The following is a 19,862-nucleotide window of genomic DNA, read 5'->3' on the forward strand; positions in this document are numbered from 1 at the left end:
TCTTGGCAATATCACATGAATCCGTCCACTGTAATCCGGGAGGGAGAGGGATTTGACGGAGCAGGAAGGGATACCCCGCGGGAAGGAACGGCATGCATTTCCGGACGGTCCGTGCCCGGCGCCTTTTCCTGGAGCATTCCCGCGGAGTTGTCCTGCGGAAACGCCGGAGTGCCGGAAATTTTCACAGGAAGAATCATTTCATGCCCTTCCTGCGTCACGCCGGACGGCAGTTTCCGGACGTCCACCATGTAGGAAGGGATTTTAAAGACCAGTTTCCCCGTCAAGGAAGCACCGTTGCTGTACAAAACTCCGGTCACCCCCAGAAAGCCCTGCTCAAACAGGGAAATCTCTTTCAGGGAAGCGGAACGTCCAGTTCCATCGCTTTCCAGAAGGAAAGAGCCGGACGTAAAGACGGGAGAAGAATACGGCAGCCTTATTTCCGTATTCCGGGCAGTCATGGCCGCCAGCAGGCGCAAAACAGGCAGCCTGATCATGGTCGCCTTGATCACGGAACCGCTGTATCCTTTTAGAGAGGGCCTTTTCTGTTCAGCTGTTACAGGCAGGGCAAAATCCAGTTTCAATTCATGCTTCTCATCCCCTTCCTGCTCTCCCGCCTGCACCTTGAGAACGGAAGAGAAATCATCTCCCAGCAGAGAGGCGAGATCGAAATTTCTTCCTGTCAACGTCCAGGCCTGGTGACGGAAATCCGTGCCCAGAGGAAAATTCCCCGTAATCATGAAGGGGCTGAGATCCGTAGGCTTGTTGAGCAGACGCCCTTTGTCCAGAAAACCGGAAAAAGTGAGCTGCTTGACGCCGCTCCCGTTGAGAATGACGGAACCGGAATCAACTCCCATCAACGGCCAACCCTTGATTTTCAATTTTTGCTGTGACAGATCCAGCACGTATTCCGGTTCAGTTCCGTTTCCGGACGTGCGGATGTAGGCTTCCGCCGTCATATAAAGGGGAGCGTCATTCCTTTCCAGAGCAAACTCTTCCGTCCCGTGGGCATAACCCACTTCCAGACGCGGAGCTGTGTACCGCCGGAAAACGAACGGCAATTCCCGGTTCGTCTGGGGCACGGCAAATTTAACGAATCCGGGACGCAGGCCAATAACAGCCCTGGACACATTAAGGCCTTCCCCTCTGATTTTTCCCATGAATAAAGGCACGGCGGAAATTTCCCCGGAGATGCCTTCCATTGCCACAAAGGACAGGCAGGAATCTTCCGGAAAGGATATCCTGACGCGTGAAGCCTTCATGGTAAGGCCATCCATCGCCATTCCGGAAATGTTCACTTCTCCGCCCCAGGCGGCGGAAAGATCAGCTTGCAGACGGTCGGCAAATTCCTCCGTATTGAAGGAAGAAAGGCGGTACATATATGTCCCCGCCAGCGCACCGGCAACCAGAAGGACCAGAATACAAAGGCCTATTAAAAAACGCTTGTTTTTCAACACGGCCTGTTTGGAGTCCTGCCGGTCGTCATTGTAAGTCCGCCGGCGCTTTTCCACCCGGATCACCTTGCTGCCGTCCGGGCGCACCACAACTTCCCTTCTCCGCTCTACTCCTTGGGAATCCGACGCATGCAGCTGACGCATGATATTGTCAGCTCCCTGGGGCGGAGAAGACTCAAAATCAGAATCGCTGTTTTTCAATGGTCTTGATCCGGTTAAAGGTTACTGGGCATTGCTGAGGGCGGGGAGCGGAGCGGCCCCTGCAGGGGCCTCCTCGTCCGGAATGGAAGTATCCGGCGTGTAAAGCTTCTTGCCGCCCGGATCCACCACTTCCGCCTTTACCATGATGATGATGGCCTTGCGCTGTTCCTTGGAACCCTTGGAACGGAACAGGCGCCCCACCCAGGGAATATCCCCCAGAACGGGAATTTTATCCTCGTACGTAATGGAAGTGGATTTTTTCAAGGCGCCGATGACGAGCGTATTGCCGGTGGCTATGCGCACCGGAGCGGTCAGGCGCCGTGTGGAAAACACGGGCTGGAGGATGAAGTTGTCTGAAGTTTTCACCATGACGACATCTTCCTTTGCGTCCTTTTCCTGGGAGACCATGGGAACGAAAAGCGATGTGCCGTAGTTGATGAAGCCGTCAAAATCCACGATTTCCGGCACCACGGTCATTTCCACGATGGATTTGTCATCGCTGATGCCGGTCACTTCCACATTGAAAATCGTGCCGAGCTGCCTGGTTTCAAAGGCAGTGGGGTGGGCGGGAGTCATGGGCATGACCGGAATACCGCCGCCGTTATTGTCATCGTCGCCCCAGTCATTATTATTGCCGGTGCTGTTGGGAACTTCAGGCGGATCATATTCCGTAGGGTAAATCAGTTCCCTGCCGCTGAAGAAGGAGGCTTTTTCACCGGGGCGCACAATCACGGAAGGATGCTGCATGATGTCTGTGCCTTTTTTCTGGCTCAGGCCGCGCATAATCATCGTGATATCCGCATGGCTCCACATGCCGCGCAAAGTGACGATACTGGGAGCTCCGCCGGGAACATAGGTTGCATCAGAACTTCTGGCGGAAGTGCCGCGTTCAATCATGCTGTCAATGCTATTTTCCGTAAAAACCTGGCTGCCGGAACGCAGCCCGCCCACCACTCCCACCGGGGCGGCGGCTCCGGCCACACTGGCGGCGCTGTCCAGCACGGAATTGTTATAGCCATTTTTATCGGTTCCCGCGCCGCCCATGAACCACTTGGTAGGATCCAGGTTCAGATTGACGATCCAGTTAAAGCCCAATTCCTCCAAATCCGTCTGATTGACTTCCAGAAAAGTCGCGCTGACCACCACCTGGAGAGGCTGTTCCGCAGTTCTGGACGCTACCAGCTCTTCCAGCATGCTCAAATCTCTGGGCGTGCCATGAAAAAGAAGAGTGGAGTTGCCCGAGTTGTATTTAATAAAGCTGCCTTCCGGGAATTTCACCCCCATGGAAGCCAGCGCCTTTTGCGGATCCACCCGTTTCAGGGTCATGCCGGAAGAACCGGAATCACCGGAACTGAACGGGTCTGAATCGTCGGCGTCAGAAGCCTCCGACAATCCGGAGAAGAAGCCCGGCGGAAGGGTAATGGACTTGGTGACCATGTAGGAAGTTCCGTCTGAACTGGATACCAGCTCCGCGCCAAAGGCATTGGTCCGCAGAATAAGGCCGGATGCGCGCGCCACGTATTCCAGGGCTTCACGAAGCGGTACATTTTGAAGATTAAGCGTAATTCTCTTGGCGGCGGCATCCCTGGCGGAAACGCTGTCTGCTGGGCCGGGATCCACGGAAATATTCACACCGCGTTCCGCCTCAGTCATGGCAGCGGCATCATGCGTCCTGGCCTGGCTGCGCAAATAATCCACGGCTTCCTGAACCGTCGCGCCGTCCAGCTGCACACGGGGCAGGCGGATCATACCCAGTTTCTGATCCACATTCACCACCGGGTTGTCCAACGGACGGGAGAATGAAGCGGGTTCCTCCGGAGTTTCCGTCAAAGGAACGGGCATCTCCCACTGTTTGGAAACGTCCGCCAGAGCGCTGCTGCGGGTTTCATCCCTGGCAGCGCCAAAATAAGCGGTTCTGGCGCGGTTAACCAGTTCCATGCCGCGCCGCGCCGCCGTATTGTAAGGGTCCGTCTTAAGGACGGACGTGAATTCCTTCAGGGCCGCATCGTACTGGCCCAGTTCATAATAGCCGAAAGCCAGGTGGAGCAGACGGTTGACTTCCCCCACATTTTTGACGTGTTCCGGGGACAAGGCCGGATTCGTACGCACCGGGTCGCGGGCTATTTCCAACGTGCGTCTGGCCAGGGCATGGTCCGGAGTGGCTTTCAAGGCATCTTCCAGCAGCTTGACAGCCTCATCGTAACGCCCCGCTTTGACATATTCCTGAGCCACGGCCACACTGGCATCCGCGATGCTGGTTTCCAGGAAACGGCGGCGCTTCTCCATGTTGGGGGATTTGGGCAGCGCAGTCAGGCTTCTGCGGTAATTGTCCAGGGCTTCCTGGTACTTGCCCTCAGAATATTGCTGACGCGCCTGGCCCAACAGCAGCATGGATTCCTGAGCCTGCTCTTCCATCCGGGCTGCAGCCCGGCGTGCGGCCCCTGCCCCTTCCTGGGCCAGCCCCTGGCCGGCTCCAATACCGGCAACGGCAAGCGCCATGGCAATTTGCTGAATGGCAGACATGGAGTGAGGGAAACGTCTAATCATAGGAATTTCCGGGACTATACCGAATTAAAAACCGCCCGTCATTATAAAAACGCCCAGCAGAGCAAAAAATATCGGCAAAGGCAACAGCTTCCCTCCGGAGGAAATGCTTCTCTAAACGGCAGACAGTTCCAGCACGCCCACATGCCCCGGTTTCAGGGGGTAAGACAGCCCGCGGTCCATCAATTCCCGCCGCTCAAAAATCCTGTCCTCATCCTCCGCGTCCATCAGGTTTCTGACGCGCACACGATCCGTCTGGATGCCGCACCAGCCGAAAGCATGCTGCGGAATGGAAATGCGCAGATTGTAGAAATTAATGCTGGGAGAAAGATTTCCCACCACAAGCACGGTAGCCCTGGCGCGGGCATCATGCCGAAGCATGGCATACACCCAGTGGCCGGAAGTGTCTTCCGCCGGTTCCCTGCCGAACGTGGTGTTTTTCATATTAGCCCAGTTCAGGCCGTAGAAATCTCCCCGGTCCAGCGCCGGATGCTGCATCAGGGGAAGAAGCCGCCGATGAAAATTTCTCAGCTCTGCGGATTCCTCCGGCAACAGGGAGGAGTCAAACCGGCCATCCGCCACCCAGGGCTGGAGCCTGGGGAGGCAGGTGTAGTCAAAAATGCTGGTGCGCCCGTCATGGCCGCCAAAACCGCCGGGCCCCTCCGCCCGTTCCCCCACTTCCTGCCCGTTGTACACCAGCACAGGACCACTCCCGGAGGCATACACCAGCGTCATGATTGCCGGCAGAACGACAGGGCCCACGCCTCCCCAGGAAAGAGGGGAGCACACGCGCGTTTCATCATGGTTCTCCACGTAGCGGACGCCGTGGGTCATGTAGATGGGATTGCTTCGGAAAAGGCGGTCGAAGTCATTGGCCCAGTTATTTCCCGTGTACATATGGAGCGCCAGATGATAGCAGTCGGAATCGTAAACGGCATTAAATCCGGCATCCAGAAGGGCGGCGCAAGGATCGCCGGGTGTGGTTTTCATGTGGTCGTTGTATGCCTCCGCCATGAAAAACACATCCGGCAGACGCACCCGGGAACGGGAAATGGCCCACTTCCAGAAGGCCATGGGGATCATTTGGGCCATGTCGCACCTGAACCCGCCAATGCCCAGGCTCTGCCAGAAGGAAAGGATATCGTCCATGATGCGCCATGTCTTGGGCACATGCTGCTTGGGGCTGGTCCACCCCGGCAGCAGGCGGAGGGCTGGAAGACCGGCCATAAAGTTATAGCCGTAGTTGAGCTTGACCGTTTCATACCAGTCGTACTTGCCGGGATTCCATGTAACGGCATTATTGCCCGTCACGCGGCCGAAAGTCATTTCCCCTTCAAACAGGCCGTCCGGCAAACGCAGGGGAGGCCCGTCCCCAGGGCTGTTGGAGGTCAGGTAAAAGTACCCCTGCTCCGGAGAAAAAAACGTATGGGGATCATCCCCTTCCCCAAAATCGTCATGCCCGTCCCAGTCCGCCAGGTAGGCGCGGGAAACATGGTTGGGAATAAAATCGATCATCGGCAGCAGCCCCACCGTCCGGCAACGCTTTACCAGCGCCTTGAACTCATCCATTCTCTTCTCCGGGGAGGAGGCCAGATCCGGATCCACGTCAAAATAATCCACCACCGCATAGGGACTTCCGGCCAGGCCTTTTACGATGGATTCCGGCTGGGCGGCCAGCCCGGGATGGGCCGTCTGCGTAGCGTGCCTCAGCACCCCGGTCAGCCAGACGTGCGTAAAACCCATCCGCGCTATTTCACGTAATGCTTTATCCGTCACTCCATTAAAAGTTCCGCACCCGTTCGTTTCCCGGCTCCCCCAGTCAACTCCGTGGGTCTCCATATTGGAAAAATGACGAACAAATAGTTGATAAATGACAGGACGCATGAGTTGAAATAATCAAATTTTGACGCTTATAATGCTAACTTTTTCAGGTATTCTGCAAGCGCATTCTGTTCCACCGGGGCAATTTGTCCCAGCTGCAGCAGGGCTTCCTCCCTGGTCCGGAGCGTTCCCTCCAACTGAAGCTCCTGCAGACGGGACAGCCATTTCCCGAAATCAGGCCCCGGGGACAGCCCCAGATTCACCAGATCACGCCCGGTCACCAGAGGAGGAGGCACCAGAGGGGCATTCCGGTAGGAATCCATGAAGTCCCTGACAAATTGCCAGTTGTCCATCAGTCCGTTGGAGGAAAGGCAATCCAGGCGGTGGAGTTCCAGTTCATCCCGGAAATGAGGAGCGTTCATGAACATTCGCAGCGTAGATTTCCTCATCTGCCTCACGTTGATGAAGCGCATATGGCGCTCCACCATGGAACACACCGCATCCACCACGGCATTGGAATATTTTAGCCTTCTTAAAATGACCCTGGCCATGGAAGAGCCTTCCTTGTCATGGCCGGAAAAACGGATGCGCCCCGTTTCATCCACCTGGCGGCAGGGAGGCTTTCCGATGTCATGCAGCAGAACCCCCAGGGCCAGCACCAAAGACACGGGGGAACCGTCCCTTCCCAGCGCGTCCAGCATCATCAGCGTATGGGTGTATACATCCCCTTCCGGATGCCATTGGGGAGGCTGCGTACAGCCTATCATATCGTATATTTCCGGAATGATATGCTTCATCAACCCCGTTTCCACCAGCATTTCCACACCCCGTTTCCTTCCGGGAGACAATAAAATCCTGTCCAGTTCCTCCCTGATGCGTTCCGGGGCAATCCGGGCCAGCAGCGGCGCATTCCTGAAAATGGAGGAGCAAGTTTCCTTCTCCACCTGAACTTCCCTGGTAACGGCAAAACGTACGGCGCGCATCAGCCGCAGGGAATCTTCTTCAAAACGGCGGTCCGGCTCCCCGATGCACCTCAATACGCGGGCCCGGATATCCTCCATGCCTCCTACATAATCCACCACATGGCCCGGAGGCGAAGAAAACGGATCTTCAAAAAGGCCGTTCATGGTAAAATCACGCCGCCGGGCATCTTCTTCCGCATCCGTAAAACAGACGGCTTCCGGCCTCCGGCCATCCCTGTAGCTGCCGTCTCTGCGGAAGGTTGCCACTTCAAAGGAAAAACCTTCTCGGCGGACCAGCACCACGCCGAAGGCGGCGCCCACTTCCCAGGCATCCGGAAACAGGCGCAACACCTCATCCGGACGGGCGGAGGTGGCAATGTCGATATCCTTCACGGAATATCCCAGCAACCTGTCCCGGACACAGCCGCCCACAAAATATACGGTGTGTCCTGCTCCGGAAAGAACCCGGGCCACGGCCTCCGCGGCCTTTCTCAACAGAATCCCCTCCATGAAACGGATCATTCAGGCATGGGCCTCAAAGGAGGAGCGGAAAGAGAATCTTCCTCCGCACCGGAGGGGGAGGAAGGGAATGCGTGCCGCAGCCTGTCAGGCCGGGAAGCGGAGGGAACGCGCGTATCCGGGGAATTAATCCTGGCCGGCAGAGAAACAGGCTTGGAGGAAGCAGGTGTGGAGGGGACCTTTTTCCCATCCGGCATTTCTTTCTTCTTTCCCTCCAGTTTACCCATGACTGCGTACAGGTTGGCGTCAAACAGCATATCCGGCGTGCCGCGCATCAGGATTTTCCCCGCGGGGGCCAGCAGATACACGCGCGGGGTGAGCCTCACCCGGTAATCCTTAAACGCCGCCGCCTTTTCATCCACCAGGGAAGGCATATCCATTTTCAAGTTTAACAGGGCCTTTTCCACGTTCTCCCTCTTTCCGGGAGCCACCGGCATCACCGTCAAACCGGGAAACTCTTTCCGGAGAGACGCGGCTTTTTGCAAAAACTGAACGGAACGCATATCCTGCGGATCCCAAAAAACTACCAGCACGGGCTTATCCCCGGAAGGGAGCGTCACATTTCCGGCCGCCGCGGTGGAAGGAAGGCTGATTCCAGGCCCGGTCTGCCCGATATTGAGATTACGTATTTCGTATAGTTCCTCCTTCACAATATCCTGAACAGGAATGGGGCCGAAGCTGGAATCATAGCATTTGATAATGGCGTCTTTCAGCAATTTTCCGCGGGCCGCCACCAGCCTGACGTCATCCTGAAGCATCCCTGTCGTTTCCTTCATCACCATGGCCAGTCCCAGGGAAGCCAGGCCCTGGTCCTCCGGGAACTGGTTGTAATCCTTGATCTGTTCCAGAATAACGCGGCAGCGCAGGTCGCGGGAATTGCTCAGGGCATACGCCGCCTTCCCCGCCCCTTGTTCCCGGAACAGCGTATTTTCCAGGGAATCCAGGCAAAACACGACAATCTTTCTGGCCATATCTCCATTCGGAAACGCCTGCGCTACAGCCTGGGGATGATTCAGGAACCAGACGACAGCCGGAAGAAGGCAGGGTTTTTGAGTTTCGGGCTTCTGAAGGTCGCTCCCAGCCTGCCTCCATAATTCCCGAGCCACCGGAACGGCATCCGGACGGTTCTCCATTAATTCCGCCCTTTTTTCTGCGCTTTCAGCCGTTTTCAATGCGGATTCCCAGTCGGACTGCCTCATCCGCCAATCCTCCAGCACCCTGTTCATGCCCGTCTCGTCCGCCGGAGCCCATCCAATCAGGCTGCATGCACCGGCTATCACGCAAAACGCTCTCTTCATACCCTGCCACTATGCCCTGACGCGTCCCGCACGTCAATCAAACCCCGTGGCAAAACGCTGCCTATTTTTTCTTTCCCTCTCCCTCCCAGCTGTTTACGTCCCCGGAATACATGTTCCTGAAATGAACAAACCCCGGCGAATCCCTTCGCCGGGGCTGCTGTTCAACTAACTACCTATGAAGACGGTCGAGTCCTTAAGTGGATGAAGCGCTCTCTCTTTCACTGCATCCGGATCATAACCGTTATGGGTAAGACAAACGCCCGGCAAATATGTTCAAACATTACTTCTTTTGTATGACACAAGCCCCGGGGCAACAAAAAAGCGGCTACGGAATTTCTCCCGTAGCCGCTCCAACTAACTACCTATGAAATCAGGGCTATTCTTGGTGATAAGGAAAGCTCTCGTTCCTCCCTTATCGAACATCCCTGTTCATTCAACATCCCCTCATGAACTAAACGCTCAAGAATTTTTTCCCTCCCGTGAAAAAAACAGAGAACCGCCGCTTTAGGCCGCTACAAAGTTTCGTTCGTCATTGGTCAGGGCCCGCACCTGCACGGCCATGAACCTCATCTCATTAAGCATGTTCAGATAAAGCAGGGAGGAACGGGTGCGCGTCTGGTTGCGCTGAGCCCGCTTGATCTGGCGCTTGGTGGCCTTCGCCACCAGTTGAAGAAGCTGTTCCTGAGCCACCATCGTGTAATCGAACTGAATGTACGTCCCCGTCTGGAGCATTTTGCAATATTCATCCAGCAGCTTGATGAGAGCGGCATGCACCTCCTTCAGATCGTCCACCTGGTCAATCGTAAACGGCGTGTGGTTATTATCCACGTACGTAAAGATGGACTCGGAAAATTGCGACAGGCTCTGCGTAGCTTCGTTCAAATGCTCCAGGGCCTGCACAAAGTGGTAACCCATATCCAGGGAGCGGGACTGCATCTTGTACAGGATAGGGAGAATATCGTACTTGTGATGCTCGCTGCTGGTCATGGCCAGCCGTTCCGCGGCATCCGCCAGTTCCTTCAGGGCCTTCCTGTCTCCCTGGAAAAAGTTTTCCACGGTGTCATTGTAAATCTCCCGCAGCTTGAGCGTGCTGTCCACAATCTGGTGGCTGCATACATCCAGAATATTTTCTTCCGTAATCTGGTCAAAACGCTCTACGGAAAGCTTACTCTCCCGCCTGCGGTGCATGATAGTGGACTTCACCAGAATGACAACGACCAGGAACAGCAGGCCGAAGATGGCGTAAACCTGCCCGTAATGCAGGATGGTAGCCATGATGGCGGCCAGCGTAAAGGCAGCCAGCCCGGTCATGAACCAGCCGGAAATCACCGTCAGCACGCCGGTCACGCGGTAAACCGCGCTCTCCCTGCCCCATGCCTTGTCCGCCAGGGAAGACCCCATGGCCACCATGAATGTCACATACGTGGTGGAAAGGGGAAGCTGCTTGCCCGTAGCCCATGCGATCAGCAGGGAAGCGACCGTCAGGTTCACCGTGGCTCGAATCAGGTCAAAGGCTACCCGGTCCTTGGGATTCAAAGGCTGGGGGGCGGGATCCCACTGGTGGTTCATGCGTACCAGCATGCGGGCGGGAATAAGCCTTTTTACCCCGCGTCCCAGGGCGATAGCGCTGCGAACAATGGCGCGGGCGGGGGGGACGGAGCCGAAACGCTCAATACCGCCTTCACCCTGTCTGGAAAGTTCCACGCCGGTGGCGATCACCGTTTTCGCCTTTTTGGAGAACCACAGGGCAAAAATCATCATGCAGCCCGCGGCGAACAGAATGTAATGGTTTACCGGCATGCCCTGCCCCGGCATCAGACACTCCATGGAGAGGATGGATGAGGGAGAGCCTCCGGCCGCCGCCACACCTCTGGCGTACTGGAAGGAATCCAGGCCGCCCATGAAAACGCCGATGAAATTCACCAGGTCGTTGCCCGCAAAGGCCAGGGCCAGGGAAAAAGTGCCCGCCAGAACGGTCAGGCGCAGGATATTCGTCATGAACAAATGCTGGAGCAGGAACATGAGCACGGAAAAACCGCCGAAGGCCGTGAGCAGGGCCATGCCCAGATTCTGGTCAATGTATTGGATAAACGAGGGTTCCATCAGGGTAGATTCCTTCAGGCCCTTGAAAACGGCGAAATAGGCGATCGCCGTCATGGCCATGCCGCACCAGAAGCAGCCGAACCATTTGAATCGGGACTGGTATTTAAACGTGAACGCCAGACGGGAAATCCACATGACGATGGTGCCTACCGTAAAGGCGATGGCTACGGAAAGAAGAATGCTGGTGACAATTTCAAAAGCCTTGTCCGTATTAATGAAATCCCACACGGATTGAACCAGGCGGAGTTTGGAAATCTTGAACAGGGCCGTCGCTACGGAAGACCCTAAAATACCGAACACCAGGGAAACGGTGGTGGACGTAGGCAATCCGAACGTATTGAAGGTATCCAGCAGGATCACCTCACTGATCATCACCCCCAGGAAGAGCAGCATCACTTCATGATAACTGAACATGTTCGGGTGAAAAATGCCGTTGCGGGCCACTTCCATCATGCCTCCGGAGAAGCAGGCCCCCACCAGCACGCCGATGGAAGCTACGGTCAGGATCACCCGCACGGGAGCGGCCTTGGAACCGATGGCGGAATTGAGGAAGTTGACGGCGTCATTCGCTACGCCGTTGATCAAGTCAAATGCCGCCAGAAGCAGCAGGGCCGTGATGATAATCCAGTAGATTGAGTCCATAACTGTCTCTTGTGAATGGTGGGCGGAGGGCGTCCGCGAGCTGCACCACCGCCTCTTTACACGGAAACGGTCGATTTTGCTACTGTTTTGTTACAGAAAAATCCTTTCTCCTTATCAACGGGAGCGTGGCAGGAAATCCAGCTCCCCGGGGTCGGGCCAGCGGTGCCGGGGATAACGCCCCGCCAGGTCCTTTTTCATTTGCCCGTAGCCGTTCCGCCAAAAACTTTCCAGAGAACCCGTTACCTGCCACGGCCTCTGGCTGGGAGCCAGCACCTCCACAATCACGGGGACGGCCCCGTTGGCAATGCGCGGGGAAACAGCCACGCCGAACAGGCGCTGCACCGTCAGACTGATCACCGGGGAGGAATCCTCCCCGTACCTGACCCTGGCATGCTGGCCATTGGGCAGCGTGAGGCTTACCGGCGCATAATCGTCCAGCGCCTTCGCCTGCCAGCCGGAAAGCCAATCCCTCAGCACGGGAAGAATCTCCCGTTCCTTGATGTCCTTATAACCTACGGCCCCTTCACAGACCAGGGAAATGGCGACCAGCTTGTCCTCCTCCGAAAAACGGGGCAGCTCCAGTTCCGGCATCCAAACGCTCAAACCATTAAGACGGCGTATCCACTGTTCCACGGCATCATTCCATTTCACCAGCTTCAGGGTACCGTCCACTACCTTTTCCGCCAGAACCGGGGCGGCCAGCTCCGGAGAAGCATCTCCGCGGTCACGATCCTCCAGCACCAGATCTCCATACATCAGCCTCCGGCGCAAACGCACGCGGCGCAAAGCGGCATCGAAGACGGCTTCCTCCCCGCAGGAAAAACGTTCCGGCCAAATGGAACGCAAATCTTCCGGCGCAACAAGCGTACAGCGTCCCACACGGGTTTCCACCGCCTTCCCGGACAATTCCGCCACCTCTGCGGCCACGAAATGCTCCCCATGAAACACCACGCTTCCTTCCGCCAGCCTGCCGCCCACACCGCCGGCCATGCGGCATGTATTGGCGGCCACGCCATTTCGAACACCCACATGGTCCGCAAAACTCTCAATCATCGCACGGACTACGGCAGGACGCGCCGCCGTAAAATCCGGTCCCGGCGTTTCCCGGACTTTTCCCCGGCTGCCGACGGACAGAAGCTGCCGGTATGCCATCCATGCCTCCCGCGCCCCGCGGGCGGAAATGCCCCAGTGGGTACACGTCCCCGCCCCAAAACCGGCCTCCACAGCCTTCTCCACCGCGCGCCACTCCGCCTGAAAATCCGTGTAATCCGCGGAATCGCGCAAATGATCGTTCAGCCCACCCTTCACCGCAACACCTTCTCCCTGCATCAGGGCAGCAATAGCAGCCAGTTCCACGGCGCACTGCTCATCCTGCCCGGCCACCATCAGGCGGGCCAGCCGGGGCGGCAGGGGAAAAGCGGTCATCCTTTTTCCCGTATCCGTCAGGCTTCCGTCCGCCTCCGTAGCGCCCAGGGCAGCCAACAAATTTACTGCCCGCTGCATCACCAGAGGGGCAGGAACATCCAGCCAACGGAAATTTTCCGGCACGTTGACGCCCCAGGCAGCCAAATTCAAAACGGCCCCGGCCAAATCCACCCGGAAACATTCGGGCGGGTCAAAATCTTCCTTCCGGGCCTGTTCCGCCTCACTCCACAGCCGGAAACAGCGCCCCGGAGCCACGCGCCCGGCACGGCCCGCGCGCTGGGCGGCGGACGCCTTGGAAATCTTCACCAGATGCAGCGTATCCATCCCCCGGTACGGATCCCAGCCGGACCGGCGCACCAGCCCGGAATCAACCACGGTGCGCACCCCCTCAATCGTCAGGGAAGTTTCCGCCACATTGGTGGAAACAATAACACGGGGAATCTCCCCCCGCTCCACGGCGCGATTCTGCTGCTCCGGCGTCAGAGCCCCGTAAAGGGGGAAAACGTCCCTGCCGCCCATCCACGGCTTTCCTGCCAGCAGATCCACCGTTTTCCGTATTTCATACACGCCCGGCATAAATACCAGCACATCCCCGCAGCCGTCCTCCCTCACCGCCTCCCGCACAACATCCGCCGCCTGCTCCCATATGGGGGGAGGCGCCACTCTGCCGCGTCCGTCACTGACCAAGCGGGGGGCCCGGTAAACGATTTCCACGGGATACTGCCTGCCTTGCGCTTCCAGAACCCGGCAAGAACTTCCCATATATTCCCGCAGGCCGGATATCTCCAGTGTGGCGGACATCACCGCCACGGCCAGATCCCGGCGCGGCCCTTCCTGCAGATCCAGCACACGCCCCAGGGATAAATCCCCGGAAAGGCTCCGTTCATGGAACTCATCAAACACCACGGCGCTCACCCCTTCCAGGGTGGGCCGTTCCGTCAGCCAGCGCTCCAGCATGCCGTCCGTCACATACGCGATACGGGTGCGGGAGGAAATATGCCGTTCAAAACGCACCGCATACCCCACTTCTTTTCCCAGCTCCACCCCGCGCAGCCGGGCCACATGCCGCGCCAGCAGACGAGCGGCCATCCGCCGGGGCTGCACAACGACAATCAGGCCACGGTCTCCCAGACCGGCGTCATCCATCATCGGAGGAACGCCGGTGGACTTGCCGGAGCCGGTAGGAGCTTTCAACAAAACGCGCGGAGAAGGAACCCGCAGAGCCTCCATCAATTCTCCGCGGATTTCCTCAATGGGAAGAGAAGAAAAAACCATAACGGGTTACAGGGAATCCGTTCGTGCCGGGGACATTCAGCCGATGCAGGCCAGCAGAAACCAGAAAAACGGCACGGTAAAGGAAGGGCTGTCAATCAAATCAAAAATTCCTCCTATCCCCGGCAGCAGGGAACCGGAATCCTTGATGGCCAGGCTGCGTTTAACCAGGGACCCGGCCAGATCCCCGTAAACGGAAAGCAGGAAAATGAGGGATGTGCATCCCATCAGTACCAATACCTGGGTTATGGACAAGACGGAAATTCCGAACATCGGGAAAACCAGCCCTATGGCCGCCGCATTCGTCAGCGCCCAGGAACCGAGGAGGCCCTCCCACGTTTTCTTGGGGCTGATGTGGGGAATGAGCCTGCGGGAAAAAAGGCGGCCGCCCAGCAGGAACCCGCTCACGTAGGCAAAAATGTCCGCCATCTTCGTTACCAGAACGACCCACAGCACACACATGACAATGGCCGGATAAACATACCCCGCCCTCATATACGCCAGATGCAGGGCCAGAATGGCAAAAGAGAACAGCCAGACGGGATAAATAAAGGAAAGCAGCGTAGTACCCACGGAACGGAGCGCCCTGCTTCCGTCCACCGGGCGCTTCATCTCACGGATGAAGGCAACCACTACCAGGAGGACCGGAGCGGCAAGCGCCACCAGAAGAGGAAGGGGGATGAGGAAAGAAACCTGTTCCGCAAGGGCGCTTTCCCGGAATTTAGTGATGCAGCATGACCAGGACAGCAATACGGGGTACGCCACTCCGAAAAGAAAGCTCAAGTTCGGCTGGGAGGCTTTTCCGGAACGCAGCAGCATGTGCCGCCATTCCCAAGCGGCCAAAATACAGAAAATGCAGACCAGACCGTAATACCCAAGTTCGCAGTCCCACCACAAAGCCCCGGCCAGCAACCCAAGCAAAACCACGGTGCTGAATGAACGCTGCACCAGAACACCCATCTTGCTTCCGGAAAAACTCTTGTCCCGATTCGGTATGCTCATCATCACGCGAAGTGTACAGAAAACCGTTGCAACCTCAATCCTGAAATGCTTCCTTTCCTGCGGCGTCTCTTCGGAAAACGTCCGTTCTCCCCATCCTCACCCTCTCCGCTGCAAACAGGAAAGCAGTCATCCCGCCACTTTTCCCTCTCCGGGAAGGATGCAGCAACGGAAAACCAAAGAAAGCACGCAACAACAAAAAGCGGAAAAAACATCCGTAAAATGAAATCCATTTCCATGCAGCTCCAATATGACAAATGCCGGACTTCCGCACAAAATTTCAAACTTTATGGTGGATTTATCCACCCATGAATTCTCTTCTTTCCTCCCCCTGCCGCCGCCGGATATTTCCGGATGAACCGGCTTCCATTTACTCTTGTCCTCTTCCGGAAACAAGGAGAGCAAAATAGCGTCATGTGGACGTTTTATAAGATAGACAATCACCTGCAAATCAGTAACACTTACATCCCGGCGTCAGCTTTTTCCCCAAATGGAAAAAAACGCACCCTTTTCCGTTATGAACATGCACTCATTCCGTTGGATTAGACTCACCGCATTCTCGGCCCTAGCCGCAGCCGCCATTACTTCCTGCGCCTCTGCGGCTACGGACTTCAACCAGGTGGGCAAGCAAATGTCCCTGCTGCTCCAGAATTTCCACTTCTCCCGCAAAGAATTCAGCGATGAACTATCCGCCAAATTCCTGGAAACCTACCTGCGCAAGGTAGACCCCAACAAAATATTCTTCACCCAGCAGGACGTAGACGCCCTCAAAAGAAAATACGGTAAGGAGCTGGACGACTACCTTATGTCCGGCCAGATGATGGATGCGGCCCAGGCCATGCACTCCCTTTACCGCCAGCGCGCCATGCAGCGCATCTCCTATGCGCGGGATTTGCTGAAAAAGGGAGGCTTCACCTTTGACAAAGACAAGTCTATCGAACGTTCCCGCCGCAAAACAGCCGCGTGGCCCAAGGATGAGGCGGAAATGCAGCAGGTCTGGAAAGACATGGTGGAGGAACAGCTCCTGTCCGAAATCCTGCGCCGTGAAACCGTAGCGCGCCTGGCCAAGGAACAGAACAAGCCCGATCCCCTGGCCAATGAGAAACCAGCGGAGGAAAAACTGCTTATGCGTTATGAACGCATTCAGCGCAATATTCAGGAAACGGATCTGGAAGACGTAGCGGAAACACTGCTCAGCGCCGTAGCCTTGACGTATGACCCGCATACGGATTACATGGGTGCGCGCCAGGTGGACCGTTTCAAAATCTCCATGGGTACGGAACTCACCGGCATCGGCGCCCTGTTGGGCAGTGAAGACGACGGTTCCACCAAAATTACCGGTATCGTTGTGGGAGGACCGGCTGACAAATCCGGAGAATTGAAGCTGAACGACCGCATCGTTGCCATTGACTCCGACAACTCCGGAGAAATGGTGGATATCCTGTTCATGAAGCTGGACAAAGTGGTGGATATGATCCGCGGAGCCGAAAATACCCAGATGCGCCTGAAAGTAGAGCCGGCAGACGCCCCCGGACAGGCCAAAATCATTACGCTGACCCGCTCCAAGGTACCTCTGAAGGATGAACTTGCCAAAGGTGAAATCATTGAACTTACCGGAGCTCCGGAAGGCAGGAACCGCATTGGCGTGCTGAGCCTTCCCTCCTTCTACGCAGACATGGAAGGCGGAGACCGCCGCTGTGCCAAGGATGTCAAAAAAATCCTGGAACGGATGAACAAGGAAAATGTGGATGGCCTGGTAATTGACCTGCGCAGCAACGGCGGCGGTTCCCTGGAGGAAGTGCGCCTGATGACGGGCTTCTTTACCGGAAACGGCCCCGTGGTGCAAATCAAGGACACCCGCGGCAACGTGGATATCAAATCCGCTCACAACCGCCAGAAACTCTTCAATGGCCCCATTGTGGTGCTCATTAATAAACTCAGCGCATCCGCCTCTGAAATTCTGGCCGCGGCCCTTCAGGATTACGGCCGCGCCGTGATTGTGGGGGATGAATCCACCTTCGGGAAGGGGTCTGTGCAGCAGCCTGTGGACATCGGCCAATACCTGCCTTTCTTCGCGGCCAGAGACCGTGCGGGCCTGCTGAAAGTCACTACCCAGAAATTTTACCGTGTGGCGGGCGGCTCCACCCAGCTCAAAGGCGTGGAAAGCGATATCCAGCTTCCCACCGCTACGGCGGCATTCGAGCTGGGAGAAGACATTCTGGACTACGCGATGCCCTATGACCAGATTACGCCCTGCACCAACTACAAAAAGGACTCCTCCATCGCGGCCATGCTGCCCGTGCTGAAAGATGCCAGCGCGAAGCGCGTGGAAAAAGACCGCGATCTCCAGATTGCCAGGGAAGATATCGCCATGATGAAACAGCGCATCAAGGACAACAAGCTTTCCCTGAACAAGAAAATCCGGGAACAGGAAAACTCCGCCCTGGAAGAACGCCGCAAATCCATCAACAAGGAACGCAAAATCCGCTTCGCGGAAATGGCCAAGGAAGACGCTACCAAATACAAAATTTACCGCCTGACGCTGGACGACGTCAACGCCAAGGAGCTGCCCCTGGCGGATCCGGAAAAAGACAATGAACAATTCATGCACCTGGCGGAAGACCCCACGGCAGAACTGGACGACTCCCCGGAATACCCCTCCGGCCTTGATCCGGAACTCCGTGAAGGCATCAACATCGTCCAGGATATGCTGAAGCTGGAATCCTCCGGAAAATAACGGCTCGCTCCTCGCGAACCTCCTTGCCGCCCCGGCCCCATTCAGGGGACCGGGGTTCTTTTTCACGGAGGCAATTCCGGGAGCCGTGCCTCCCGAACAGCCCGAAATGAATCCGGGGCTTGCCAGCCGGAGGGAAATAAGGCAGTATTTTTGCCCGTCAGCAATGAGCACCACCATGAATACGACATACAAAATTGCCATCGGCGCGGATCACGCCGGAGTCGATCTCAAGGAAACCGTAGCAGAACTCCTCAAGGCATGGGGTCATGAAGTGACCGACATGGGAACCATGACCAAAAATTCCTGTGATTATTCCGACTATGCCAATGCAGTCGCAAGCAGCATTGCTGACGGCACCAACGACCGCGGCATCCTTATCTGCCGGTCCGGCATCGGCATGAGCATTGCCGCCAACCGCTGGGTAGGCGTCCGCGCCGCCCTCTGCCGCACGGCCCCTGCTGCGGCCCTCTCCCGCCAGCACAATGATTCCAACCTGCTCTGCCTGGCTTCCGCCTATGTGGACAATGAAAGTGTGGAAGATGTCCTGGACGCCTGGCTGCATGCTGACTTTGAAGGCGGGCGCCATGAACGCCGCGTCGTCAAATCCTCCGGCAGCCCCCTGCAATGGACGGATCCGGAACTGGCGGCCCTCATTCAGGAAGAAGGACGCCGGGAAAGCAACAACATTGAACTGATTGCCTCTGAAAACTTCACTTCCCCCTCCGTCCGGGAAGCCCAGGGCTCCCTGCTGACCAACAAATACGCGGAAGGCTATCCCGGCAAACGCTGGTATGGCGGCTGCGAGGTGGTGGACAAAGTGGAACAGATCGCCATTGACCGCGTACTGGAAATTTTCGGCGGGGATCATGCCAATGTGCAGCCCCACTCCGGTTCCCAGGCCAACATGGCCGTTTACTTCTCTGTTCTGAAGCCGGGCGACACCATTCTCACGATGGATCTCTCCCACGGCGGCCACCTCACCCACGGTCACCGGGCCAACTTCTCCGGCAAACTGTACAATGTGGTTCACTACGGCGTATCCCAGGAAACGGAAGCTATTGACTATGATGCTTTGGAAAAACTGGCTCTGGAGGTGAAGCCGCAAATGATCACGGCGGGAGCAAGCGCCTACTCACGCACAATCGACTTTGAACGCATGGGACAGATTGCCAGGGCCTGCGGTGCCTACCTGTTCGTGGACATGGCCCACATCGCGGGCCTGGTGGCAGGGGGGCAGCACCCGAATCCGGTTCCCTATGCGGACTTCGTCTCCTCCACCACGCATAAATCCCTGCGCGGCCCCCGCGGCGGCTTCGTCATCTGCAAGGAGGAATACGCCAAAAAACTGGATGCCGCCGTCTTCCCCGGAATGCAGGGAGGTCCCCTCATGCACATCATTGCCGCTAAGGCGGCCTGTTTCGGGGAAGCTCTGAAGCCCGAATTCAAGGACTATGCGGCCCAGGTTGTCAAAAACGCCAAGGCCATGGCGGCCAAAATGGCGGAACTCGGCTTCCGCGTCGTCTCCAACGGTACGGACAACCACGTCTTCATGGTAGACCTCCGCAACAAGGGCATTAACGGCGCAGACGCGCAGGAAGCCCTGGACCGCGTAGGCATCACCGTAAACAAGAACGCCATCCCGTTTGACACGGGCTCTCCCATGAAACCCTCCGGCATCCGCATCGGCACGCCTGCCGTAACCACTCGCGGCATGAAAGAAAAAGACGTGGAACAGGTGGCCGAATTCATTGCCCGTGCGCTGGCCTTGTACGTAGGTGACCAGGTATGCCCGAATCCGGACGGCTTCTCCCAGCTTAAGGAAGAAGTTTCCGCGTTTAACCGCAACTTCCGCCTGCCTCATTAACATCTCCTGCGCATAAACGCTTTT

General features: G+C 56.9%; 10 protein-coding genes. 2 read left to right on the forward strand and 8 right to left on the reverse strand.

All coding sequences use genetic code 11. From position 1 onward, the window contains the following. Positions 1-11: 11 nt before the first annotated feature. From CI070_RS07780 to CI070_RS07815, 8 genes are all read right to left on the reverse strand, one after another. Positions 12-1,595 (reverse strand): hypothetical protein, encoded by a 1,584-nt coding sequence (locus tag CI070_RS07780; protein WP_143245622.1) that lies wholly within the window; start codon positions 1,593-1,595, stop codon positions 12-14. Between the two features lie 78 nt (positions 1,596-1,673). Beyond that, a complete protein-coding gene (locus CI070_RS07785) occupies positions 1,674-4,175 on the reverse strand; it encodes an Amuc_1098 family type IV pilus outer membrane protein (RefSeq protein ID WP_179218399.1) in 2,502 nt (833 codons plus the stop codon). A gap of 135 nt (positions 4,176-4,310) precedes the next feature. Then, positions 4,311-6,080 (reverse strand): alpha-amylase family glycosyl hydrolase, encoded by a 1,770-nt coding sequence (locus CI070_RS07790; RefSeq protein WP_094136463.1) that lies wholly within the window; start codon positions 6,078-6,080, stop codon positions 4,311-4,313. Positions 6,081-6,106: 26 nt separating this feature from the next. Then, positions 6,107-7,489: a CCA tRNA nucleotidyltransferase gene (locus CI070_RS07795; protein ID WP_256943556.1), complete on the reverse strand. Its 1,383-nt coding sequence runs from the start codon at positions 7,487-7,489 to the stop codon at positions 6,107-6,109. Between the two features lie 8 nt (positions 7,490-7,497). Then, positions 7,498-8,796, reverse strand: a complete 1,299-nt coding sequence (locus CI070_RS07800) for a TlpA family protein disulfide reductase (RefSeq protein WP_094136465.1) — start codon at positions 8,794-8,796, stop codon at positions 7,498-7,500. Positions 8,797-9,300: 504 nt separating this feature from the next. Then, the gene (locus CI070_RS07805) at positions 9,301-11,541 is read right to left on the reverse strand and encodes an inorganic phosphate transporter (RefSeq protein WP_094136466.1); all 2,241 of its coding nucleotides are present in this window, start codon (positions 11,539-11,541) and stop codon (positions 9,301-9,303) included. 114 nt (positions 11,542-11,655) lie between these two features. Then, positions 11,656-14,241 carry an ATP-dependent helicase HrpB gene (gene hrpB / locus CI070_RS07810; RefSeq protein ID WP_094136467.1) on the reverse strand — a complete coding sequence of 862 codons (2,586 nt, stop codon included), beginning with the start codon at positions 14,239-14,241 and terminating at the stop codon, positions 11,656-11,658. A gap of 36 nt (positions 14,242-14,277) precedes the next feature. Then, positions 14,278-15,243 (reverse strand): phosphatidate cytidylyltransferase, encoded by a 966-nt coding sequence (locus CI070_RS07815; protein ID WP_094136468.1) that lies wholly within the window; start codon positions 15,241-15,243, stop codon positions 14,278-14,280. 511 nt (positions 15,244-15,754) lie between these two features. Here CI070_RS07815 and CI070_RS07825 point away from each other — a divergent pair. Then, complete coding sequence (locus CI070_RS07825) at positions 15,755-17,974, forward strand: carboxy terminal-processing peptidase (protein WP_022198784.1); 2,220 nt, start codon at positions 15,755-15,757, stop codon at positions 17,972-17,974. A gap of 175 nt (positions 17,975-18,149) precedes the next feature. After that, positions 18,150-19,838: a ribose 5-phosphate isomerase B gene (gene rpiB, locus CI070_RS07830; RefSeq protein WP_275539867.1), complete on the forward strand. Its 1,689-nt coding sequence runs from the start codon at positions 18,150-18,152 to the stop codon at positions 19,836-19,838. Positions 19,839-19,862 lie beyond the last annotated feature (24 nt).

Source organism: Akkermansia muciniphila (assembly GCF_900184965.1).
Lineage (GTDB): Bacteria > Verrucomicrobiota > Verrucomicrobiia > Verrucomicrobiales > Akkermansiaceae > Akkermansia > Akkermansia muciniphila_A.